Consider the following 26,018-nt stretch of genomic DNA (forward strand, 5'->3'; position numbering starts at 1 on the left):
TCTGCTGAGGATGGCCTCCGCTACCCCGGCCCGTTCGACTGGACAACTACGCCCAAGTCGAGTGAGGCTACAGATCATCAAATGTCGAAGCCCGGGATGGCCTGCCATGGGTCAACATGGCTACGTGTGACATGTCGGGCGTGCTTAGCTTTCAGCAGGATTCATTTGGTACGATCCAGTCAGCAGGGATGCGCATGTCGAAAAGAACTCTTGTTGTCACTGCCGCAACGGAATCTTTCGCGCCTCTGTTGCGAGGATTGATTGGCTCGCTGCATCAGTGGACCCGTTCACCCTGGACCGATGTTGCTTGTTTTGATCTCGGGCTTGGTAACGACAGCGTCGCTTGGGTCAGGAGGCACGTCCGACACGTGGTTTGTCCGGAATGGGACCTTCCGGTTGATTCTGCACTGCGGGTGGACCAGTCGCATTTACGCGCATTGACTGTGCGTCCCTTTCTGCCTCGGTACTTTCCCGGTTACGACATCTATCTATGGATCGATGCTGATGCGTGGGTGCAGCAGCGCTACGCTCTTGAGTGGCTCTTTGCCGCGGCAAGCCAGGGTTCGATGGCCCTGGTTCCGCAGGCACATCCAAACTACCGTCAAGCGCGAGAAGGGATTGAGTGGCGCATGGGTCGCTTAAGTAGCTATTTCGGCGAAAAGCAAGCTCAACAGGCCCTCTGGAAGCCATATTTCAACGCCGGCGTGTTTGCGCTATCTGTCAACGCACCGCACTGGCAGGTTTGGTCCCGGCGCTTTCACGAGGGTCTCGCCGCGACGTCGGGCAAGCGTTGCTGCGACCAGACTGCACTAAACTACGCGATCTGGAATGACCGCCTGCCGGTGAACCCGCTGCCGGCCACGTGCAACTGGCTTTGCCATCTCGCCGATCCGGTGTTCGATCCGTCGAGCCAACTGTTGTGCGAGCCCATGCGACCCGGGCAACCCATCGGCATCGTGCACCTGTCCGCGGACAGCAAGGGTGCGCGCATCGCCCTTCCCTACCCGCATGACGGTCCGGGGCTGGACCTTCGTTTTCATGGCCCGACGTACCAACGGTACCGCGCAGCAGGCAACGCACCGCAATCAATGCCCGCCCACTAAACAAAGGTCGGGGCGGAGCGGATAATCCTTTCGAGCCCGCCCGCCAGACTTTTAGTGGCAAACCCATGCGCAGCGTCGTCGTCCAGTCGTACCGAACCCAATCCCCTTCCTGGCTTCAGGCATGCATGCGTTCGGTAAAGGACTGGGCCCTACAACAAGGCCACGAATACCAGTTCGTCGACGACCGTCTGTTCGATTATGTGCCCGCGCAGATCATGCAGACGCCGCCCTCCACCGTGTTGCCGCTGACTGACCTGGCACGACTGGGCTTGCTGAAAGACCTGCTGAACTCCGGCTACGACCGCGCCATCTGGGTGGACGCGGATGTGCTGGTCTTTCGCCCGGAATACTTCCGCATTCCCGACCTCTGCGGCGGCATGTTGTGCCGCGAAGTGTGGACCTACGAGGACGAGAACAAACAGATCAGGCATCGGCCCGGCATCAACAATGCGGTCGCCGCATTCGATCGTGGCCACCCGTTGCTCGACTTCCTGCACCACGCGGCGCTGGAGTTGTTTGCGCACCTGCGGCCGGAGCAGATCCACTCCAGCCGCATTGGAACAGACTTCTATACCTTGCTTGGAAGAATCTATCCGATGCGGCTGCTGACGCAGGTGGCGTGCTTCAGCCCGATCATTACCAGGGCGCTATTGAGTGGAGAGCAGACTTACTTGCTGCGTGAATACGGGGACCAATTCGGGGATCCGTTTCATGCGGTGAATCTGAGTCGGTTCAAATTGGTTGAGGATGCTGCAAAGGAAGCGCCGCAGGTCAGGGACGTGATGTCGGAAGAACAGCTGCTAAGACTCAAGTTCACGACCATGAAGAATTTCGGCACGCACTCATAGCAAGATATGGTTTCATGAAAGCGGATGAAGCATCGTTTCAAAGCGCTCGTCGCGGCGCCGCTCTAGATTGCTATGCGCCCCATACGGTCGCACTGTGATTGGGGCCGTTCCGATTTTCGGACCGACGTCCCCCCGATTTTGAGCGAGCGCTGGAACGCCTCCACCACGCTGCTGGAAAGATCTTCCGGCAATACCGCGAAGCAAAGCGCGGCAATGGCAACGAAGAAGAGATCGAGCGGCTGCGGCAGGCCTATATCGATGCGCAAGATGAGGCGGAAGCGCTTGCATCGCGCGATGAGTCGGGGATCCGAACCGTGCTGGCCAGGCCGATCTAACCGACCATCCAAAGAAGAACGCCCGCGCAAGGCGGGCGTTTCTCAACTACTAGGCGCCAATATTGAGGAGGCACCCCTGTTTTGATACAGGGGACTAGATCCTGGATGCAGCATCTTCAAATTCCATCCAGACGTATATCTTTCCGTCCTTATGTATTGGATCAATCAAATTTGATCCAAGTCCGCTCATGCCGCTAATCGCAACGAAGAATGGTGATGCGAGCTTGCTGTATTCCGCCGGTAGCAACCCCTCGCCAGACTCATATCGGAAGGGCTTCTTCCGATTGTCAAATGGCAGCTCCAACGTCCGCGAAAGAGCTTGCTCCACGATAGGCAGCACAAGCTCCTTCATCTTAAGCGCGTCTTCTTTTGGCGTGAGACCAAGAAGATATTCCTTCAATGCTAGCGCACTACGCTCTATCTTGGCTTCATCAAACTCTTTCGTAACCATAGTAACTTGGTCCAGCTCCACTAGCTTTCTCATCTTAATGGCCCTGCAGATAGACAGTTCCGATTTTATATGGAGGCGTGAAGTACTTGCCATCAAGCATTAGGGACTGGCCTGCACCACCAGATTGGATCCACCCTCCCTGCTGGGTTGGCGCGACGTCACTCTGAAAAACAACAGCCCCGTCGATCGGATTTCGCGCATAAACGTCATATGCAGAAGCGTTCGACTGAAGCGGCAACCCGAAGTCATTCGGGATACGAGATGGATTCTGCAGATAGAACGATGCCTGCTCTCGTGTAGCCCAGAACGCGGAATCCGGGTTAAAGCCGGCACCCTGCGGCACAAACTTGATCAGTGTGTCAGTCGAATCCAATGGCGTGGCGATCGGCGGGGTGCTGCCGGTACTGATCAAATCCATGGCTTTGGCAACAGCTTCATCGGTACTCAATCCTTGCGCCTCAAGCGCCCTAACCATTTGGGTGCCACTCGGACTGCTTAGCGGGTTGAGGTTTAGTCCATTCGGCTTGAAGGGCTCCCCGATATTCGCGGCAATCCCATTGGTCGCTGAGGTTGGAACCCCGGGATCAACCAACGTCCGACTGCCCGCCTGGAGCAAATCGCCTCCCTCGGCAAGGAGGCGCTCGCCAGCAATGGGGGCTGCGAAAGTCGCCGTATCGAACAGCGAGCCACCCAGCTGGTACATACCGCCCTGCGTCTGACTCTCATTGAGTGCCTTGATGAGTCCGACTGGTGTCGCCATGATCGCTTGGTGCAAGGCATTGCCTGCGTCCATCAGGACCGTATTACCCAGCGTGCCGTTTTGGTAGGCAGACTGATAATGCGCAATCGCCGCAATCGTAGCCGCCTTACCGACGCCCGGAGTCATGAGGCCATTCAACAGCCCATTGACTCGATCACCAAACCCCTGCAGCGCCTGTCCCACTCGGGTAAACGCGAAGATCGCGTCCGTATCTGAGAGAGCACGATAGCTTTGCTCCGGTGCGGCCACCAAGGCTGTGGCCGTCACGGGCGACTGATCCGGCAAACTGAAGGTCTGCGTGTAGTCCACGCCGGTGGCGATACCGTCGTTGCGATTTATCGCATACGAATCGACATACGAGTAGGGCCAGGCCGTGGTCGTCGCCAGGCGCCCTTGTTCGCCTGCCGACAGCGCGACATCCGGAAGTTCGGACACATGGCTGCCACTCGGAAGCTCCAACGCCGCCGAACCGCTCGTCGTCTGTGCCAAAACGGGCATGCCTTGGTCTGAGCTACTGCGCTGCTCAGCATCCATTTCCGCCCACATTTCCTGCTGCTTCTGTGGGTCGACCTGGCTGAAGTCCTGCGAGAACGACGGGCTGTTCATCCCCGCGATGGCGGCATTGCCCAACGCATTCCCAAATTCGGCATATCCCGTCATGTTGTATTGGGTCAGCGGGTTAGCCTTGAGCGCGGCCTGTGCTGCTTGTGCTTGCGCCGTTTTATAGTCCTCTATTGCCTGCACAGCGTCACTCTTCAGCGCAGTACCGATCGGCATACCAATCGCATTTCCAGCAACATCCTCCCCTATTTGTGCCCAGCCTTTCACATGGTTGTCGCCAAGAGCGACACTTGCCTCACGATCCACGACGTCGCTCAGCGCGCGGGCGCCAAGGTTTTCCCAATAGGCACCACTGGTTAGACCGATCTGGTTGTCGGTAGGCGTCGCGCCAAGCCAGCCACTGGCCGCGCTGGCAAGGCTCTCTGCGACAAGGCCAGCCCAACTGAAATTAGCGGATTCCCCGGTCACCTTGGCCGCAATGTCGTTGCCCACGTAGTTGGCGGCCCCCTGGGCCACGTCACCCCAGCTGGTGAGGCCATCTGCTGCGTTGCTGTTCGCAAAGATGCTTCCCGGTGCCCCAAGTTCGGACGTGACACCGCCAGCAATTGCGCCCCCAATGGCGCCCTCCGCAACCTGGCCCCAGTCAAAACCGTTCTGGGTGCCGAGCGCCATACCTGTTAGCTGCCCCGCGATGCTGCCGACCGCACCTGCGGCAGCACCTGCGGCAGCACCCGTCGCCATCACCCCCCCCAGCTCGGCTCCTAACAAATCGGTGGTGGCGCCATAAGTCACCACCGTGGCCACCACGGTCACCGCGATAACGAGGATTTCCGCCACCGCGTTGCAGTGATGCTTGGGGGGCGCCGGCGGTGCGATCACCGGCAGGCTAGGCGTGGTGCTTCCGACAATGCTGCCTGGATCATACGGCTTGAACGTCGTCGCGCTGTTGCTGTTGGTGGTGACCGTTGGAATCGTCAGTCGCTGACCGAGCGAAAGCTGGCTGTCGCCGCCCAGCGCATTGGCCTGGGCGATGACGTACCACAGGCTTGCGTTACCGTATTCGGACTGGGCGATGCTCTCGAGCGTGTCACCCGCCTGTACGACATAGCCACCAGGACCGCCGTTGCCACTACTGAAGGCAGTGACCTCGGAGAGAATGTCCAGCGTGCCGTTGTCGTCAAAGTGCGCGACCTGCTGGCCATTGACGTAGGCGTAGTGCTGGTCTTCCAGGCCGGGGGTGCTGCCCTGGTCGATGATCGCACCAGTAGCCGTGCCATCACGACGCTCGATGATCTGACCGTTGCCGTCATAGGCAAACACATGCACGGTGTCGGCCACAGTGCCGCCGGCGTATTGCGTGTGCTGCGCCTCGGCCACCAGGTTACCGCGCGTGTCGTACACACTCTCGTCGGTGGACGGGCGAACGTTGGCGGTGCCGGAGATGTTGATGCCGCTGGTGGTCGACTGCAGGTAATCGTCCTTGCGCAGATAGGTTACGGCATACTGATCAATACGGCCGCTCGCATCGCGGTACTGGTACGCCACTACGTCACCGTCAGCATCGTAACCAGCCGAACCGTTTGCACCTTGGTAAACCACTTCGTTCTGGAGCGAGAGCGCACCGAAAGTAGTGGCGTCCGGGCCCGGAGCCGTCGTCGGCGCGCTGGCGCCCTCGGTACCCGCCCAGCTGCTGGCCCGACCGAAGTTTTGCTCCTCGGCAAGACGGCCGACTGTGTCGTAGTAGTCGATGACGGCCGTGTCCAGCATGCCGCCCACATCGGTGCCGCCATTGCCATCCTCTTCGTCCGTGTACGGACTGTCGGGATCGACCTGGTGCGCCGGCCGCCCGCCCACTGTGGTGCCGAGCGCATAGAAGGTCTCGGTGATGAGCACGTGGCCATCGGCATCGTAGGTGCGGGTTTCTTCGACACCCTCAAACACGCCACCCGCGGTCACATCCACCGCATAGTTCGCGCTGGTGAGCTCATTGCGACTATCGTAGTGGCTCTGCTGTGCCAGCGTATGGCCCGCGGCATCAGCGGTGATCAGGTCGATAACATTGCCATTGGCGTCGTAAATGTTTTCGTACGAATCCTTGGCGTCAGTGACCTGGATCTGACCGTTGACCAGCGAACCGGCAGAAACTACTACGCGGTTGTCGCCATCATAGGTGTACCACGCATCCTGCGTGGCCCCATTAGAGGTTGCCTTCACTTCGCGGCGGTTGCCTGCGGCGTCGTATGCATACGTCTCGTCTAACACAGTGGAGCCGGCAAGTGCGTTGACTTCCACCACCTGGCCGATGCGGTTGTGGCTGTCGTAGGTGGTGGTTGTGATGGTGTGCACAGCCTGGCCGTTGCCGTCGACCGTAATCGCTTCCTGACGCGTCTGATTGCCGTTGGCGTCGTAGCTGTAGCTGTAACTGGAGCCATCCGAGAACGTTTGCGTGGCGAGCAGACCATCCGCGTAGTACGTATCGGTGGAACTGTTCGGCGTACCGATGGGGGCCGTCACGTACAACGGTGTCTGCTGGCCCTGCGCCTGTGCCGACCAGTTGTCGCTTTCGCTGATCAGCTCCCCGGTGTTGGGGTCGTAGGTGTAGTTGTAGACTGCGCCGCTCAGGTCCGTATGTGTGATGACCCGACCGTAGGCATCGTACTGCCAGGTTTCCGTATTGCCGTCCGCCGTGGTCTTGCTGACCAGGTTTCCGTCCATGTCATAAACATAAGTGTCTTGTACGACACCAACCGGCGTTGACGGAATGTACTGATAATTCCAAGACACCGCATCGACTACCGCCGTGCCAAGGGCTCTAGACGTCCCATCGATCGCCACTGCCGCAAAAGCCGCACCTTCCGGCGCCGTCGCGGTGACGTTGGTCGCGTGGTAGGCGCCGCCCCGATCGGTGGAGACAACGTTGCCCGGACTGCGACCGATGATGTCGCCCTGGGCGTCGTACCACACGATGACGATACCCGCCGAGGCTTGGGCACCGAGGAATGCGAGGTCCAGGCTGACCTGCGCTGAGGCGCTGATTACCTGGCCTGGTGTTACCGGTACCCGGTCCTGGTTGGTGAGCGTGCCCGAGGCGATACCGTCGAAGGGCGAGCCCGTGCCAATATCGTTGAAACTTGCCACCCAGGAGCCGTTGGACGTGTTGGACTGGGTGTGGATGGTCCAGCCGGCATCCTTGTCCCAGCCGGTATCACCGTCCTCGAAGTCCGGATTGCTCGGCTGTTGCGTGAACGAGCCGCTTGGCAACCATACGACGATGGACCCATTGGAGTCGGTGCTGGTGACGCCCGCGGGCGGCACGTAGTTCCAGGAGACACCCGAACAATAGATGGCCGAACCCGACAGGTTGTAGTCGGTGGCGTTGATGCCGATGGTGGCGTAGGCCGCACCTGGAGGCGCGGTGGCGGTGACCTTGGAAATGCCGGCACCGTGATGGGCCGACACAATGTCGCGATTGGGTGCGCTGGCGATGACGTTGCCGTTGGCGTCGTACCAGGTGATGAACACCGCGCCGCCGCCGTGCTCACCTTGGACGATGAAGCCTGCGGACGCCGTGATGGTCTGGCCCGGCACCACGGGCACGACGTCCTGGTTCACCATTGAGCCGTTGCCGTTGGGCGCATAGCCGGTGAAGACCGCCGTCCACGGGCCATAGGGACCCGTGCCGAAGTTGCCGGTGCTCCAGCCCTGCTGGACGTTCCACCCGGTGGCGCCCTGCGAGAAGTTCGCGTTGGTCGGGGCCTGCGTCCATTGGCCCGGGGTGCCCTGCACGTGCGTGTCGCTGGTGCTGGCAGCCCGCTGGGCGGCGTCCTGACTCCAGATCACGCGCCCTTGCGTGTCGTAACCGTAGTAGTTGGCATGCAGTGCGGCATCAGTGGTATCACCATTCTGCAGGTAGGCGGCACCGATACCGTCGTAGGTGATCAGGTGGTCGCCGTTCTGGTCGAGCACGTAGGCCTGGCGCCAGGTGGCCGTGCGTGTACCGGAGCCGGTGGCCACGAAGTCGCCCTCCTGCACCACACGGCCCAGCGCGTCCACATTCTGGAACGTGACGTTGCCGTTGCCGTCCTGGTCGGCCACTTCGTTGCCCAGCGCGTCATACGCCACGTAAGTGGTGGCGCCAGTGCCGTCCACGGCCTTGACCTTCTGGCCAAGGACGTTGAGCGTCGTCACCGTGACGTTGCCATCCTCGTCGATGGATTCGACCAGATTGCCGTTCAGGTCGTAGCCCGCCTTCTTTACCGGCGTGGTGACGGTGGCGGTGCCGTCGAGGCCCACCACGGTGACCGCGGCCTCGGTGGTGCTGGTGACCTGGTTGCGTTCGTTATAGGTGTAGCTGGTGGTGTTGCCCGCAGCGTCGGTGGAGCTGAGCACGTTGCCCCAGCGGTCATAGCTGGCGTGCAGCACGCCGGCGTTCTGGCCCGACGCAGCATTGGTGGACGGCCCCTGCTCCGCGATGACTCGTCCGTCGAGGTCCAGTGTATTGGTGGTGGTCACCGTGCCACCCACCGAGGCGGCCAGCGGCACCGTGTCCGTCACCATCTGGCCCGCCAGGTTGTAGCCGTAGCTGTGGACCTGCCCGGTTTTCGGATCGTTGGCCGTGACGCGATTGCCATCGTTGTCATAGATGACATTCGAAGACGTGGTGACGCCGTTGCCCGTGGCGATGACCTCGCCGAAGGCGTTGTATTGCGTGGCGATGACCTTGTCCGGCGTGGCTGAATTGGACCGCGTCGTTGCGGTGTAGATCAGCTGGTTGTCGGCGTCGTAGACGTTTGCGACCGTCACGCCGACGGTGGAGCCGTCGTCACCGTCCAGCGTAGAGGCGGTGGAGAGTAGATTGCCGTTGGCGTCGTACGTCAGGTACCTGGCCTGACTGGATGTCCAGTCCAGGACGCCGTTGAGTGGCGTGACGCTGGCAAGCATGCGCCCGGCCTGGTCGTACTGGTAATACGTCGTAACCGACTGGGTGGATCCCGTCGAACCCTGGGTCTGGGTCAGGCGGTTGCCCTGTGCGTCATACGTGTAGCTAATGACCTGCGAGGCCATCGTGTACAGGGATGCACTGGCCAGCGTGAGCGCCGGATTGGCCGCCATCAGTTGCTGCCAGTTGCTCACCAGTACCGCCATCTGCGGGCCGACGATGCTGGTCACGCGTCCCAGTGCATCGTAGGTGGTGCTTTCGGTTGCACCATTCTCGGTCACGGAGATCACGCGCGCCTCGCCGTCATAGGCGTAGGTGGTAGTCACGTAACCCTGCACCGCGTTGCCACTGCCATCGATGTACGAACGGAACACCGATTCGGACGTCTTGTTGCCGTCGTTGTCGTAGGTGTACGTCGTGGTGCGGTCGGCGCCGGTCGTGGCCAGATTGCCCGCCGGCGGATTGGCCGGCTGCGCGCCACCCGCCATGAGCCCGGTGGTGTCGATGGCCGTCGCCCACTCCGTGGTGCTCACCACATCGCCAAAGGCGTCATAGCTCCAGGTGGTGGCGTATCCCATGGGGTCGACGGTCATGGTCTTGCGACCCAATGCGTCGTAATAGGTGTATGTGGTGGCCCACACGGCACCCGCCTGGCCCGGGGTGCCTTGCACGAGCACCGACTGGCTGGTGACATCGCCATAGGCGTCGTAGGTGTAGCGCGTCACCGGCGAACCGGTGGCCGTCGTGCCGTCACTGTTGGTGTACGTGGTTGCCGGCTGCGTGACGGAGAGCTTGTTGCCCTGGGCGTCATACGTGGTGGTGATGGCGCGGTCGTCCGGCGACGTCACCACGGCGGCACGCACCTGCTGCAGGCTCATGGCCTGGCCTGGCGACCAGTTGGTCAGCACCGACGTGTCGATGGGCGACGAATAGCGGGTCACACCGATCTGTTCGCCGTAGGCGTTGTAACGATAGCCGGTGACATAGCCGTCGGCGTCGACGCTGTAGGCCAATCGACCGTCCAGGTCATAGGCCTGGTAGCTGTAGTTGCCGCTGGCGTCCTTGGCGACAACGGCCTGGCCCAACGCGTTATAGGTCGTGATGACCACCGATTGCGCAAAGCCCGTCACCACAAGCCCGGTGGACGGCGCGACATTGCCCTGCTGCGGACCGGTCGTCCTCAGCAAGTGGTCGTCGGAATCGTAGACGTATTGCGTGGCAACGCCGTTGACGGTGACCTGGTCCAGGTTTCCGCTGGAGTCATAGTCGTAGTAGGTGGTAATGCTTTGCTGTGTCGTGCCGAGGTAGACACCTGCGCTGCTGTAGCTTGCCACGGCCACCGGCGGACTGGTCTCGTACGAGAGCCGGCCATCGTAGTCGTACTGATACGACCAGGTCTCACCATCGCGATTGGTATAGGTCGCCTTGCGGCCATCCACGTTGTACGTGTATGTCGCGACGGGCGTGCTGCTCAGGGTATCCAGAGTCTGGGTCACGTTGCCGAACGCGTCGTAAACCTTGCCAACGCCGCGCGTCTGGGACGAACTCGGATTTGCTGCCTGCACGGCCACCGCGATGGAGCTCACGCTCCAGTCGGACGGCGTCGCGATGGCATTGGCGTACTGCAGCGTCCAGGTGACGCGGCCATCGCCGTCATAGCGTGTTTCGGTGACGTCGCCCAACGCGTCGACGGTGTAGACCTGCCTGCCTGCCGCATCGTAGGCGTAATGCGTGACGCGCTGATCGGTGATCGTCGCCATATAGCTGGCGATCGAAGCCGTGGTGGCGGTGCTTCCAAGGCGCCCCAGCGGAATCAGGCTGCCGTACTGAACCTGCTCGACCAGATTGCCGTCGGCGTCGTACAGCATCTGCGTAACGGCACCACCGTTCGTGCCATTGGCCGACGCCGAGCTGATGGTGAATTCCACCCGACCCCGGTCGTCATAGAACATGCGGGTGGTGCGCGCCGTCGCATCGGTGTCGTTCGCCGCAGTCAGCGCCGACTGCATGCCCGCCACGGTCGCGGTACCCGCCAGCAGGCTGGCGGACAGCGTGGAGGAGACCGCAATGGCGTGCGCATACACCAGCGTTTCGCTCGCCTGCCCGGCAGCGTTGTAGCGCGTTTCCGTGACGACGCCCGTCGGGTCGATGCTGAATTGCAGCTGTCCGCTGGCGTTGTAGACGCTATAGGACGTCTGGTCGTTGCCCGACGTGTGCACCATCGACTGCAAGCGATTCAGCGCGGTATCCAGGCCGCCGCGCTTGGTGACGTCCAGCGACTCAAGGGACTGGTACTGGTTTTCGTTGATCGCCGTCGCATAGTTGCGCGACGCGACGATCTGGCCATTGGCATTGTACCAGTTGCGCGTGACCGCGCCTCCGGTCCAGCCCATTGACGAGCTTCCCTGGTGGTCCACGGAATAGACGAGTTCACCCGCCTCGTCGTAGAAGTAGTAGGTGTTCTTGGTTTCGTTGGGATTGTAATAGTAGTCGTCGACCACCTTCTCGATGACGTTTCCGTCAGCGTCATACGTATAGTTGATTGTCGCGACGCCTGTATCGCCACCTTCGCTGACCAGTCGGCCAAGCGCGTCGTAGTTGTCGTAGATGTCAGTGTTCTGGTTGTCCAGGCTCCGGTACAGCTCCGTTGCCGTCACCTCGTTCCGATCGTTGTAGTAGTACCAGGTCTGGATGGCATCAGGCTGGCCTGCATCGACGATCTTCTGAGACAGGTTGCCGTTGCCATCGTAGCTGTAGTCGGTCTCCACGCCATTCGGATCCACCTCGGTCACCGCCAGGCCCCGTCCGTTGTAGAGGTAGGTCGTGACCAGCTTGAGGCCATTGGGATCGACGGTCTGGGTTAGCACGCGGCCGTCGGCGTCGTACGTATAGGCAACCGCATGGCCATCGGCGTCCGTCGTCAGAGTTCGATTTCCGTCAGCATCGTACTGACTGCTTGCCACGCTCCCGTCCGGGTTGGCGGTCTGCAGCAGGCGACCATCGGCATCGTAGCTGTAACGGGTGAACTGGCCAGATGAATCCTTGATGGATACGGTCTGGCCTTCCCTGTTGTGAGTCGTGGTGGTCGTCACGCCGCCGGGGCTGGTGACGGTCACGCTGCGTTGCGCGTCAATGTAGGCGTAGGTGGTCACCAGGCCCATGGCGTCAGTCTTGCTTACAATGCGGCCATAGGCGTCATAGCTGGTCGACGTTTCCCGCAGCTGCCCCTGGACGGTCAGGCTCTGTGTCAGCTGCCGATCCAGGCCGTCATAGCTGAAGCTGGTCGTGGCGCCGTCGCCATCCGTATAAGTTGCCATGCGACCGAAGGCGTCGTACGTCCAGTCCTGCTCGCGAAGCAGGGAGAACTGGCCGCCGCTGTTGCCCCAGCCGCCACTGGAGGCAACCATGGCGAAGGCAGCGGAACCCTCGGGCGTGGAACCGTCGAGCTGGCTGATGATGTGGCCCAGTCCGTCGTACTTGTACACCGTGCGGGAGTCGTTGTAGTTGATGCCGCCGGTGACAACAAGTTCGTTGAATCCATCGAAGGAGCTGTCGAACTGGTTGCCGTTGCCGTCCTCCTTGAAGATCAGGTTGCCCTCAAGGTCATACCCGTAGTAGACCCGAAAGCCCGCGGACAGGGTCTCGACGGTCGCGGACATGTTGCCGGGATCTGGGGCAAACCCAGCGGGTACGTCCATTAGGTCGTCGTACTCGATGGTCTGGATGACATCGCCGTACGTGTCGTACTGCGTGTTCGTGACAGCACCGAGAGCGTTCTTGTCTCCATTTTCGTCTGTCCGCCCCTGGATCGAGAATATCTGGCGGCCGTTTGCGTCGTACACGTACCAGGTGGTGTTGCCGAGGGCGTCGGTTACAGACGTTCGGTTGCCATCGAGATCGTAGGCATAGGTGGTGGTATTACCGAGCCCGTCGGTGGACGAGGCCAGGTTGCCGAAGGCATCGTAGGTCTCCGTCGAGGACCGTGCGTCCGTGGTGCCCAGGGCCACCACGGTCTGTATCAGTCGGCCGTCCGCGTCGTACGCGTAGCTGGTGACCGTGCCTTCCGCGTTGCGCTCGCTGATGCGATCACCGTACGCGTCGTACTGGCAGGTCGTACGCTGCGATGCCATGCCGACCACGGCCTCCTGGATGCTGGCAAGGCTTCCCGTCGCCGCAGGGGGCACAACGTCTGCATAACGGGTGGTTCCCGCCTGGCGTCCATCCCTGTCATAGCTGTATTGGGTGAAGTAGCCATCGGCGTCCAGTTCACCGACCAGGTTGTCCAGGCCATCGTAATAATAGTGCGTGGTCTTGTCGTTCGCGCTGGCTGCTGGCAACAGATCCTGCAGGCTGCCATCGGTGCGCAAGGTCGCTACCGTCGCCGTCGCATAGCCTGTCGTCTGGCTGATGTGACCGGCGGCATCGTAGGTCGTCGTGGAGAGGTAACCATCGGCGTCCAGCGTGGCAACGCGATTGCCGTCCGCATCGTAGAAATAGCGGGTCGTTCGCGTTGCCGTGGTGTGGCTGAGGTCGACATCGACCGTTTCGACTACGTTCGACGCGGCATCGTAGGTGTAGGTAAGGCGGTCGCCATCGGTGTAGGCCAACTTCGGCACATACTCCCAATCGCCGTTGATGTCTTCCCAGCTGCCGTTGTCCTGCGCAGCCGAGTATCGGGTGACCGTGGCCACGCGTCCCAGTGCGTCGTAGTTTGTGATCGTCACGCGATCATTGAGCATGTCGGACGCGGGAAGGATGTCGGAAAGCCTGACCGTTACCGCGTTGTTCACCAGCCAGCCAGCGGTGGTGGCGGGTTCGTTGTATGCCGTCTCCCTGACCACCCGCCCGAACCCATCGCGCTTGTACTGGACCACCGCGCCCGACGGGTCGACAGTTGCAACCACGCGGTTGTCGGCGTCGTAGAAGGTATAGGTGACGTTGCCGTTGGGGTCGACCTCGGCCACCTGCTGGCCAACCGCGTTATAGACGTATTGCGTGGTTCGCGTGGTGTCCGGCGAGTTCACTGCCGCCACGGCCGCAGCAATCGAAGCTGTCGTCGCGGCGCCACCCACCTGGCTGAGCAACAGGGGGACACCGTAGACAATGCTGGCAGTGACGCGACCGGCGGCATCGTAGGTGTTCGCGCTTGCCACGGCGGCGAGCACGCCGTTCACCAGGTTCTGCGTGACAGAGAACGCGACGCGGCCGTCGGCGTCGTAGTAGCTGTACGTGACTCGGGCTGTGCTGTCGGTGTCTCCTGCCGTTGTCAGCAGCTGTGCTACGTCGCTGCTGCCCGCCGTGCCTGCCCGCAGCGAGGTTGCGAGCGCGCCGACACTGACGGGCGTGGCATACGCCAAGGTCTCGGCCATCTGGCCAAGACTGTTGTAGCGATACTCGGTGACGTTGCCAGCCGGGTCGATGGTATAGCGCACGTGACCATCCGCGTCGTAGACGCGATAGCTGATCTGGTCGGCGCTGGATACCGCAGTCTTTGCCAGCGTTGCGCAGAGCGCCAGGTTGGCATTGGCCGTATTACCCGACAATCCCGCCAGGGTGCTGGCATCGACAACGTTGCCGTAGTTGCGCGTCGAGACCAGGCGCCCATCGGCGTCGTACCAGTTCTGCGTCAGCGCCACCTGACCGGCGCCTTCAGCGCCACCAGGGGTCGCCGAGTACACGACTTCGCCGGCCTGGTTGTAGATGGTGTAACTGCTGTTGCCGGCCGGGTCGGTCGTTTCGACCAGGTGGCCGTCAGCGTCGTAGGCGTAGCCTGTGACTTGTGCCAGCCCATTCGGGTCGAGCACCTTCTGCACCAGTCTGCCCTGGGCATCGTAGGTGTACGCAGTGGTGACCGCCTCATCCGTGCCGACGCCTGTGGTCGCTGTCAGGATGTTGCCTTCGCCATCGTAGGTGAAGCTGGTGACCTGGCTGAGCGCGCTCGCCGTCTGCGTCTGGGTGAGGACGTTGCCATCCGCGTCGTAGGCGTAGCTGGTGGTGACCCCCGTCGGGTCGGTCACCGTGAGTTGGCGCCCTTCGCCGTCATAACTGTAGCGCGTGACCTGGTTCAGGCCATTCGGATCGACACGGCGCAGCAGCACGCGGCCAGCGGCGTCGTAACTGTAGGTGACCAGCAAGCCGGAGGCACTGGTGGTGCTGATCAGTTCGTCGAGCGCGTTGTACTTGTTGCTGCTGACCTGCCCCATGGCATCGGTGGTGGTCAACAGGTTGCCGTCGCGGTCGTAGGTATAGCTCACCGTGTTGCCGGCGCCATCGGCGACGCTCACGGTGTTGCCATAAGCGTCCTTGGTGACGGTGAGGACCACGCCTTCCGGCGAGGTGGTCGTGGTCGTATGTGTTGCAAGCACGTACTGGTACTGGGTGACGTTGCCCAGGGCATCGGTCTGGGTGACGACGCGGTCGAATGCGTCGTAGGCCGTCTGCGTGCTCCGTGCAACGCCCTGCACCACCTGACTGGTGGTGACCTGACGACCCAGGTTGTCGTAGCTGTAATCGATGAACGCGCCATTGCCATCGATGGTGCGAGCCACCCGACCGAAGGCGTCATAGGTGACCCGACTGGTGCTGGCACTGGCGCTGCCATAGCCATCGATCTCGATCGTGCGATCGCCCCGCGTGTCGTAACCATAGCGGGTGACGGTGTCATTGGCCTCGCTGATTGCGCTACCCGGCGCACTCAACTGGCGCGCGGTTTCCACCAGGTCACCAAAAGCGTCGTAGTAATAGACCGTCTTGTAACCATCGCCATCAACGGTTGTCGCGACCTGTCCATCCTTGTTGTACGTGGTCCGGGTGACGTCGTCGACATCGGTCGGGTTGCTCGGCTGCGGCAACGCCGCCACGGCGGTTGCGATGTCGGCCAGGGTGGCGACGGATGGGTCGATGATCGCCGCCGGGCCTGAGGGGTAGCCGATCAGTCCCAGCTGTTCGGCATAGACATGCTTGGAGGTGGCCTCGCCGAAGGCATCGTACTGGTAGGCGGTGACGTTGCCGACGGCATTGGCGACGCCACCTGCGCTCATGCCTTGCAGCACATAGGCTAGGCGACCGTCCGCGTCGTAGAAATACCACTTGCTGTTACCGAGCGCGTCAGTCTCCTGAGTGAGCTGACCGAGCGAATCGTAGGTGTTGTGCGTGGTATAGCCGTTGGCATCCTTGCTGGTCACCACCTCGCCGTTGGCGTCGTAGGTGACGCTGGTGACCGTGGCAGTCCCCTGCCCGGTCACCGGTCGCACCGTGGTACTCAGCAGGCGTCCGTCGTTGTCGTAGGCGTAGCTGGTGCGGGTGCCATCGGCTGCTACCAGAAGCGTGACCTGTCCTTCCGCGTTGTAGTAGGAGGTGGTCTGCTGGCTGCCCGGCTGCGTGCCAAGCAACGCAAGCAATGCACCACTGCTCTCGCGCCCGGTCAGGGCGCTCATCTGCAGCGGGGTCAGCGCTACGGCGTAGCGGGTCTGCGTGGCCGCACGTGCGGCCTGGTTGTACGTCGTGAGCGTGAGATAGCCGTCCGCGTCGACCTGAGCCACCAGGCGCCCCAGGCTGTCGTAGTAGCTGCGAGTGGTCTGATCTTGCGCACTGGTCACCAGATCCGCCTGCACCGAGGCCAGCGTCGGAGTGGTACCGAGGGCAGTTAGTTGAGTGGCCGTCAGCGCGGTTGCATAAGCCGTGCGCAGTACGACATCGCCATCGCCGTCATAGGTCATGGTGGTGACGTAACCGCCTGCATCGATGGTCGCGACAGCGCGGTCGTCGGCATCGTAGATTGTGCGCGAGGTGCGGTCGGCGGCATTGGTGGTGATCACCGCCTGCAGGTCGGCCAGGCTGGGCGCGCTGCCAAGCGCGGTGCGCTGCGCGGCGGTAAGGCGTACCGCATACGCCGTGCTGGCGACCATGCGGCCCGCGGCGTCGTACGTCATGACTGTCACGTCGCCCACGCCATCGATGGTGGCCACCGGCTCACCCACCACATCGTAGACGGTCTGGGGGGTGCGATCCTGCGTCGTAGCCACCGGCAAGGTCAGTGTGGACGGGAAGCTTGAGGTCAGTGCACCGTCGGCGAACCAGCCCACCGTGCTGACCGGCAGAGCGTACGCCGTGGTCTGCACGACGTGGCCGTCCCCGTCGTAGGTGTACGCGGTCACGTAGCCCATGGGGTCCACGACCGCGGTGACCTGTCCGTCCGCGTCGTAGAAACGGTACGTCACGTTGCCCTGGGCATCGACCACGGCCACCTGGTTGCCTGCCGCGTCGTAGAAGGCCTGCGTGGTGGGGTCGAGCGCCGCCTCCACCTGTGCCAGCGTCGGCGAGCCGCCCAGCTGGTTGATCTGCTGGTGCGTGAGTACCGTGGCGGTGACCGACGTCGTGGCCACCTGCCCGCTGGCATCGTAAGTGGTGAGAGTGACATGCCCCGTGGCGTCGATGGTCGCGACCACGCGGTTCTGCGCGTCGTACACCGTGTGGGTCGTCGTGTCGCCGGCATTGGGTTGCAGCAGTGGCCACAGGTCGCTGATTGAAGCCATGTAGCCGTGGCTGGCACTGATCGGCACGGCGTATTGCGTGGTCGACGTCAGGTTGCCATTGATGTCGTAACTGCTGGTGGTAACGCGGCCGTCCGTGCCGATCACGGCAAGCAAGTGGCCGTTGGCATCGTAGAACGACTGACTGAGCGCGGAACCCGAGTCGATCGCCAGATCCGCCTGCAGCGCGGCCATGGTCGGCACCGTACCCAGTTCGGACACCTGCAGGGCGGACAGCTTGAAGCCCCACTGTGTCGTTGCTGTCTGTCTGCCTTCAGCGTCGTACCGCATCATCGTGACGGTGCCGTCCGGGCCCACCGTGGCGATCACGCGTCCCTGCCCGTCATAGACGGTCAGGCTGTTCTGGTCACTGGCACCCGGCTTGAGCAGCGCCTGCAGCGCGGCCATGGTCGGCGTGTCGCCAAGGGACAGGAGCTGCGCCGGCGTGAGCTTGGTCGCGTAGTGAGTCACCGCGGTGATCTCGCCGAGCGCATCGTAGGCGGCAGCGTCAACCTGACCATCCGGGCCGACGGTCGCCAGCAGGTTGCCATTGGTGTCGTAGATCGACAGGCTGACCTGGTCGGCTACCGACGCATGCAGATATCCCTTGAGCTTGCCCGAGGTCGGCGTGGCGGCGAGCGCCTCGATCTGCTGCCAGCTCAGCGGCGTGGCGTAGGCATGCGTGGCAATAATATTGCCGTTCTTGTCAAACGTCGTCGTTGCGACCGTGCCGTCCGCGGCTACCTTGCCAACTACGTTGCCATTGGCATCGTAGATGGTGACGCTGGCGGTGTCCTGAGCGCTCGGCGTCAGCAACGCCTGCAAAGCGGCGAGAGTCGGACTGGTGCCCAGCGACACCATCTGTGCCGTGGTCAGCGGAATGGCGTAGCTGATCGTCGCCAGTACATCGCCTGCGTTATCGTACTTGGTCGTGGTGACCTGGCCATTCTCAACGTCCGCCACCTGGTTGCCGTTGGCGTCGTAGATCGCGAACGATATCTGGTCGGCGCTACTCGGCGTGACCATGGCCTGCAGTTCGGCCAGCCTGGGCGTCGTACCGAGCGAGGCGACCTGGGCGCTCGTCAGCGGGGTGGCGTAATCGATGGCCGACATCCATTGGCCATTGGCGTTCCACTGGTCAATCTCGACCTGGCCATCGGGCCCGACCGAGCCCACCTGGTTCCCGTTCGCGTCGTAGATGCCCAGCGTCGTGACGTCGCTGCTGCTCGGTGTGACAGCGGCAGCGAGCTGGTCAATAGTGGGCGCGTCGCCCAGCGCCTCGACCTGCGCGATCGTCAGCGCATTGGCGTACTGCGTCGTGGCAGACACATTGCCATTGGCATCGAACGTGTAGATCGTCACCTGACCGTTCTGGTCGACTTCCCCGAGTACCTCGCCAGAGCTATCGAAGACGGTAACGCTCGCCGCATCCGACGAACTCGGCGTCACCAGGGACTGCAACATGGCGAGGGTCGGCGCGGCAATGAGTTCGGCCAGCTGGCTCGAACTCAGCGGTGTCGTGTAGCTCGTCGTAGACGTGGTGCGACCATCTGCATCCACGCCATAGATGGTCGCCAGGCCACCGCTGTCATAATCGCCCGTCTGGGTGTTGTAATAGAGCTCCGGATTGACCTGACCTACCGTGTTTCCATTGGCATCGGTGATCGTGATGTAGGTTTGGTCGTTCTGGGAAGGCGTCAGAAGTGACGTGAGCTCCGCCATAGTCGGCGTGTCGCTCACTGCGATCTGAGCACTCTGGCTAAGCCGGTTCGAGTACTGCGTGGAGGAGACCATGCGCCCATTGGCATAGGTGTAAATGGTTACCTGTCCATAGGTGCCGACCGTGGCCAGCATGTTGCCACTCGCATCGAAAATGGTCGTGTCGCTGGCGACGTAATCATTGACTTCAAAGGCGGCAAGCACCTGCTGCAGGGTCGGGTTCGAACCCAGGAAGGCCGCCTGCGAAAGACCGAGTGTGTTGTTGCTCACACGGGTATTCACCAGATTGCCCGAGGCGTCGTACGTGGCTGTCGTGAGCTGCACCGCCGTCTGGTACCACCAGTAGTTGTACACCCTCGTCGTCGCGAGCCACGCGACCGGCCTCTCGTTGGCGTCATATAGCGTCGCCGAGATGTTGGTCGGCGTGTTGTAGTCCGTGTACGCCGCGAGGGCGGCCATGCTCGGCTGGTTTCCAAGCGACTGAATGAAGCCGATGCCAGGTGGACTGTACTGCATCAACGACGTCTGGTTTCCTGCGGCATCGTAGCCGTATACAGCTATGCCGTTGCTTGAAATGTCGGCGGTCTTTCGTCCGTTGGCGTCGTAGATGAAAAGTTCCGCCGAATCCTGACTAGTCTGCGTCAGGTCCGCATCCAGCGCTGCAAGGGTCGGCGCATTGCCTAGCGCATCCACCTGGCTGGTGGTGAGCGCGGTGCTGTAGCTGTACGTGGCGGTGACATTTCCTGCGGCGTCGTAGGTCGTGGTGGTCACGCGGCCACTGGTATCCACCGAGGCAATGACACGATGACTGGTGTCGTACACCGCCAGGCTGCTTGCGTAGCCCTGGCCCGGATCGATCATGGCCTCCACATCGGACAACGTTGCCGTGGCGCTCAGCGATTCCACCTGAGCCATGGAGAACACTTGCAGATACTGCGTTTCCTGGGTGGCGTCGCCGGCATCGTCGTAGCTGGTGACGATGACCTGGCTACCGTACACCCAGCTGCTGGTGTCCCAGTCGTAGTACGAAGTCGGCGCACTGAAGGTCGCCACCACGCGCCCCTGGTCGTCCAGAATGGTGCGGGTGGCCCGATCGTTCGCGCCCGGCGTCACCAGCGCCTGAATGGCTGAAAACGTCGGCGCATTGCCCAACGCCGTCAATTGATCGGCGGTCAGCATGCTGCCGTACATCGTGCTGGATGTCTGGGTACCGTTCGCACCGTAGGTGTTGAGCGTGACGGTCTCATTGACGACCGACGCAACGACGTTGCCGCTAGTGTCGTAAACGGTAAGGCTATCGCTGAGATTGGGCGTGAGCAGCGCCTCGATCCCCGCGAGCGTCGGCGAGCTCCCAAGCCCCTGCAACTGCGCCGATGGAACGATCTGGGCATAGTGCCTATTGGCGATCAGGTGGCCCGAACCGTCATAGGAGAGAATGGATACCGTTCCTCCATACGTCCAGGTGTAGCTGGGATAGCTGATTGCACTGGCATACGTCACCTGGGCAACCGGACGATCGTTGCTGTCGTAGATCGTCATGTTTACGTTGTCGGCGACGCTGGGCGTAACCACTGACATCAGTGTCGCCAGCGAGGGCGAGGCAGCGAGCGTGGCGAGCTGGGACGATCCGAGTAAGCTGACGTATGCCACCGTCTTCTGGACCAGGCCATCGGCGGTATAGGTCGTTGTAGTCACCTGGCCCGATGGATTGACCTCGGCCACGACGCGGCCGTTGGTGTCGTAAAACTTCTGGTCCACGCTGTCGTAGCTACTATGCGGCACTAGCGATAGCAAAGTCGCCAGCGTCGGCACGTTCGCCAGAGCAATGGTTTGCGCCGACGTCAACCTGTACGCGTAATTGGTCTGGATGGCGTAGCTCCCATCCTGCGCATAGACCGTCGTGACGACATCGCCATAGTTGTCTACGGATCCAACGACACGCCCCTGCGCGTCGTAGATAGTGGATTTCGCAAAGTCATTGGCATTGGGGCTGACCACCGCCATCGCGGCGGAAAGCGACGGACTCGAGCCCAGTGCGAGGACCTGCGCGACGCTAAGAGCCTGCGCATAGTTCCGTTGCGAGACAAGATGACCCGCGGCATCGTAGGTGTTGGTGGTGAGGGTGGCGCTGCCGTAGTAGCCCCCCCCATACAGGTTATCGTAGGTCGTTACACCCTGCAGCGTGCCAACAACGCGACCATTGGCATCATAGATGTTGGTGACCTGCTGCCCGCCCGTGGACAGTGCGATGAGCAGCTGCAGTTCGGCGACGGTCGGCTGATGGACCAAGGCAGCCTGCTGATCCGGCGTAAGGTACCTCGAGTAGGTCTTCACGACGGATGGCTGTCCATCGTCGCTGTACGTCGTCGTTGTCAGCTGTCCATAGGTACCGTTCTGGCCTGCGTAGATGGGCGTAAGCGTGCCGACCAGCCTGCCCTGCGGGTCGTAGATATAAACGTAGTTCGTGTCCATCACCGACGTCGTCACAGCCGCCTGAAGCGCTGCAAACGTCGGCGAACTTCCCAGCGCGGCCAGTTGCGCCGAGGTCAGCGGCGTGCCGTACTGCGTGCTGGTGATGAGCTGGCCGGCATCATTGTATTGCGACAATGCAACCAGCCCACCGGTCGACACCGTGGCGATCACATGCCCCTGGTTGTCGAGCAGTGACATGCTGATGGTGTCGCTGGATCCACCCGGTTCAAGCTGCTGCAACTGGGACAGGGTCGGCGCCGTGCCGAGCGCGTTTACCTGAGCCTGGGACAACAGCGACGCATAGGTCGTCGTGATGACACTGCCGTTGGCGCTGTAGATCGAAAGCGTCACCTGCCCGGTATTGCTCACCGAGCCGACCACACGGCCCTGGGCATCAAAGACGGTGAGGCTGGTGAGATCGCTCGTGCCTGGCACCACGTCCGCAAGCACCTGCGCAAGCGTGGGTGCGCCGCCGAGAGCCGCTTGCTGGACGTCGCTCAGTGGCGTACCGTAGCTCGTTGTGGCGATGACGCGACCTTCGGCGTCGTACGTCGACAAGGTCACGTAGCCCGCCGGCGACACCGTCACCACCGGGCGATTGCTGTCGTCGTAGACGGTGAGCGTGGTCTGCGCGCCGGCATCGATATTCAGCAGCGCCTGCAACTCGTCCATGGTCGGCGTGGCGAGCAAGGCCGCGCGCTGCGTGGCCGTCAGCGGCGCCGCCGAAGCGATCGACGTCAGTACATGACCGGTCGCATCATAGGTGTACGTGGTGACGATGCCATTGGCACTCACACTGGCGAGCGCGCGATGCTGGTCATCGAACAAGGTGAACGTGGTGGTGTCGCCGGCCGAGGACACCACGTCCGCCAGCACGTCGGCAAGCGCCGGCGCCGTGCCTAGCGCCGACAGCTGCGTCGCGTTCAGCGTGTTCTGGTAGGCCGTCGCGGACACCGGATTGCCGGCGGCATCGTAGCCGGTCACCACCACATGGCCTGTCGGGTCGACGGTAACCACCACCTGGTTGCTGGCGTTATAGACCGACAGCGTGCGCTGGTAACCCGCCGACGCGTTGACGACCGACGCAATCTGATCCGCCGTGGGCGTCGTGCCCAGCCCGGCCACCACATCTGGCGTCAGCGCCTGGGTGTAGGTGGTGGTCGAGGTGGCGTTGCCGGCGGCATCGTATGTGGTCGTGGTGACTACGCCGGATGCGTCGACGCTGGCCACCACGTGGCCATTGGCGTCGTATACCTGCAAGGACGTGCGGTCGCCCGTACTGGGGGCCAGGAAGGATTCCAGCGCGGCCAGCGACGGCGTCTGGATGAGCTGGCTGAGCTGGTCCGACGAAAGCAGATTGGCGTACGCCGTCACCGCCACGGCATGGCCCGCCGCGTCGTAAGTGGTGATGGTTACGTGCCCCTGCGGATCGACCGTGGCAGCCGGTCGGCCGTTGGCATCGTTGATGGTCTCGCCACTACTGAACAGCAGGGACAGCACATTCCGCAATGTGGGCGCATCGCCGAGCGAGGCAATCTGGGCCGACGACAGGGTGATGGTGAAGAGACGGCTGGCAATCACATTGCCAGCATCATCGTAGGTCAGCGTCTTGACCGCGCCGGTTGGGTCAATGGTGGCGACCAGGCGATCGTCGGCGTCGTAGATCATCCGCGTGACGCGGTCGCTGCTGCTCGCAGCAATGTTGCCGAGCAGCGTGCTCAGGGTGACCGTATCACCGAGCGTCGCGCGCGCCGTCGTGCTCAGGGCGTTAGCCAGCGCCGTCGTCTTGATGGCATTGCCCGCACCGTCGTATTCAGTCCACACCACGTCGCCGCTGGCGTCGATCGTCGCCACTTTGCGGCCGGCAAGGTCATACAGCGTGGTGGTATGACTGTCACGTGAGCTCGCCACCGGCAGCGGCAGGTTGGCCGGCTTGTTCGACGTCAGCACGCCATTGGCTATCCAGCGCGACGTATTGACCAGCGTCGCGTACTGCGTGCCGGCGATCACGTGGCCGTCGGCATCGTACGTATACGAGGTCACAGCACCCGTGGGGTCCACCTTGCCCGCGACACGACCATCGGCATCGTAGAAGGTGTAGGTGACGTTGCCGAGCGGGTCGATGGCCGCCACCGCCTGGCCGGCAGTGTCATACAGCTGGGTGCCGGTGCGCGTGGCCATCCCGCTGCCGCTCTGGACCGTGCTGACCACTTGCCCCGCGCTGTTGCGAACCTGCGTAGTCACCAGACCATTCGCCTGGGTCACCGTGATGCTGTTGCCGGCATCGCCGTAGAGATAGCTCGTCACGTTGCCCAGCGGATCGGTCGAGCTCAGCAGGCGCCCCATGCCGTCGTAGGCATAACTGGTCGTCTCCAGCACGCCACCCTTCTGGGTCGACGTCTGCAGCAGGCGCCCTTGGGCGTCATAGCTGGTCGTGGTGACCGAGGTCGCCGTGTCGGCGACGCCATTGCCGTTCGCATCCACGGCAGCCCATTGCGTCTTCGTCGCCAGCTGGCCGCGCACGTCGTAGCTGTAGTCGGTGCGCGTCGTATTGCCCAGCGTTGCCTGTACCGCGCCACTCGCAGCCCATGCCTGCAAATCCGCCAGAGCCGGCGGCGTGAGCGGACTCAGGCCAGACGTGGCGAACTGGGCGCCGAGGTATTGCCGCGTAGTCGCCAGCACACTGATGCCGGCTGTCGTGGTGTAGTCGTTCTCAAGCACGTTGCCCAGCGCGTCGACTACGTAGCTCAGGCGATCGCTGGCGTCATAGACGTAGTACGTCGTGCGCGCGCCGCTCGCGGGAACGTAGCCCGTCTGGCCAGGCACGCCCTGTGCCGGTACCGTGAAGGTCGTACTGCTGGTGAGCTGGCTGTCGGCGTTGTAGGTGTAGGCGACGACGTTGCCGGCCGGATCCTGGACGCTCAGACGGTTGCCGTTGGCGTCGTAGCTGTAATACGTGATGCCCCCGTTGGCATCGGTCATCTGCAGCAGGTTGCCGCTGGCATCGTAGGCGTACCGCGTGGCGGGGCTGGCCCCGTTCACCACCGGCGCCGCGACCTGGGTCAAACGGCCCGAGGCATCGTACGTATAGGTCCAGCTGCGGCCGAGCCCATCCGTCACTGTCGTGGTGTCGCTGCCCGGCGTGTAGTTCAGCGTGAGGATCTGCGCGGCGGCACCCGTACCGGTAGTCACCGTGGCCACCCGGTCATTGCCAATGGCGTCCGTGGCGTAGGTGTAGCTCACCACCGTGCCATCGCTCTGACTGACCGACGCCACGCGGTTGCTGGTACCGTCGTAGGTGTAGCTGGTGGTGTAGCTGGTACCGTTGGGATCGGTGTCCGATGCGAGCGTGGTGGTGACCGACGCCAGCCGTCCCTGCGTATCGTAGGCGTAGCTCAACTGCTGGCGGACGACCGCTACGCTCTGCCCCGGCGGCACCTCGCTGATCGAAAGACCGGTTAGGCTGCCATTGGTATAGCTGAAGGAGAGCGTGTCGCCGTCATCGGCGACGATGCTGGAAAGCACGCCGTTCTGGTAGTTGAACGTGAAGTGCGCACCGGTGTCCGGATTGGCAAGGCCGATCAGCACACCATTGCCGTCGTAGGTTTCCTGGTCGCGGGAAGACCCATCCGTCCACGTCCACTGGTTGGTCGTCGCGTTCCAGGCCAGCGTGTCCTGGGTGCCGGACTGTCCGCTGCTGACATAAGCGCCAAGTGATGCGTTGTAGGTATAGGTGACCGAGGAACCGTCATCGTCGACGCGCGTCACCGTGCTGCCGGCGGTGTCGATTTGGCCGCTCAGTCCCGTCACCTGGCGCGTGAAGCCGAACAGCCAACCCTGGTTGCCTGCGAGCTGGCCCTGGCTGTTATAGGTGCGCAATACATTGAGGGACAGGCCATCGAAGATCAGGCCTTCGTCCTGGTTCTGCAGTACCAGGTTGCCGGTGGCAATGTTGACGTACTGCCCCACTTGGCCCTGGCCGATGGTCGCTTGCCCCCCTTGCGCCTGACCGAGCTGGGTCAGCGAGGTATTGCCCAGACCCAGACCATTCCCTGCGACGACTGCGACCATCGTTTTTCCCCTGCGGTGCGTGTATTCCCTTGCCCCATCGGCCGGAACCGTGGGCGTCCTTCAGGTAAATCCAGCAGAGCGCGGAAAAGTTTAGGGGTGCTGCGCAACTTTCTTCCGCAAGAAAACGTGGCGAAGGTCGCCCGGAAACCTATGCCGTTACCTCAGGATGCGCACCCAAGTGACTGTGCGGGAAGCCTGTTCATCAGCGCCCGCCCCCGCCAGCAGGGG

Annotated in this window: 5 protein-coding genes; 3 read left to right on the forward strand and 2 right to left on the reverse strand. The window is 62.3% G+C overall.

What is annotated here, in order from left to right; all coding sequences use genetic code 11:
* Positions 1 to 131: 131 nt before the first annotated feature.
* From DVT68_RS20220 to DVT68_RS00100, 3 genes are all read left to right on the forward strand, one after another.
* Positions 132 to 1,103 carry a glycosyltransferase gene (locus DVT68_RS20220; RefSeq protein ID WP_147281639.1) on the forward strand — a complete coding sequence of 324 codons (972 nt, stop codon included), beginning with the start codon at positions 132 to 134 and terminating at the stop codon, positions 1,101 to 1,103.
* Between the two features lie 65 nt (positions 1,104 to 1,168).
* A complete protein-coding gene (locus tag DVT68_RS00095) occupies positions 1,169 to 1,951 on the forward strand; it encodes a hypothetical protein (RefSeq protein WP_147281640.1) in 783 nt (260 codons plus the stop codon).
* 98 nt (positions 1,952 to 2,049) lie between these two features.
* Positions 2,050 to 2,286 carry a hypothetical protein gene (locus tag DVT68_RS00100; RefSeq protein ID WP_114823047.1) on the forward strand — a complete coding sequence of 79 codons (237 nt, stop codon included), beginning with the start codon at positions 2,050 to 2,052 and terminating at the stop codon, positions 2,284 to 2,286.
* Positions 2,287 to 2,380: 94 nt separating this feature from the next.
* Here the strand turns inward: DVT68_RS00100 and DVT68_RS00105 are convergent, their stop codons facing one another.
* The gene (locus DVT68_RS00105) at positions 2,381 to 2,770 is read right to left on the reverse strand and encodes a hypothetical protein (RefSeq protein WP_114823048.1); all 390 of its coding nucleotides are present in this window, start codon (positions 2,768 to 2,770) and stop codon (positions 2,381 to 2,383) included.
* Between the two features lies 1 nt (position 2,771).
* A complete protein-coding gene (locus DVT68_RS00110; RefSeq protein ID WP_114823049.1) occupies positions 2,772 to 25,790 on the reverse strand; it encodes a LysM peptidoglycan-binding domain-containing protein in 23,019 nt (7,672 codons plus the stop codon).
* Between the last annotated feature and the right edge of the window lie 228 nt (positions 25,791 to 26,018).

The sequence above is a fragment of the Dyella solisilvae genome, assembly GCF_003351225.1.
GTDB classification, from domain to species: Bacteria; Pseudomonadota; Gammaproteobacteria; order Xanthomonadales; family Rhodanobacteraceae; genus Dyella; species Dyella solisilvae.

Excerpts from the sequence above, each read along its gene's own strand:
- DVT68_RS00110 (WP_114823049.1), bottom strand. The coding sequence starts at position 25,790 with ATGGTCGCAGTCGTCGCAGGGAATGGTCTGGGTCTGGGCAATACCTCG.
- DVT68_RS00095 (WP_147281640.1), top strand. The coding sequence starts at position 1,169 with ATGCGCAGCGTCGTCGTCCAGTCGTACCGAACCCAATCCCCTTCCTGG.
- DVT68_RS00105 (WP_114823048.1), bottom strand. The coding sequence starts at position 2,770 with ATGAGAAAGCTAGTGGAGCTGGACCAAGTTACTATGGTTACGAAAGAG.
- DVT68_RS20220 (WP_147281639.1), top strand. The coding sequence starts at position 132 with ATGTCGGGCGTGCTTAGCTTTCAGCAGGATTCATTTGGTACGATCCAG.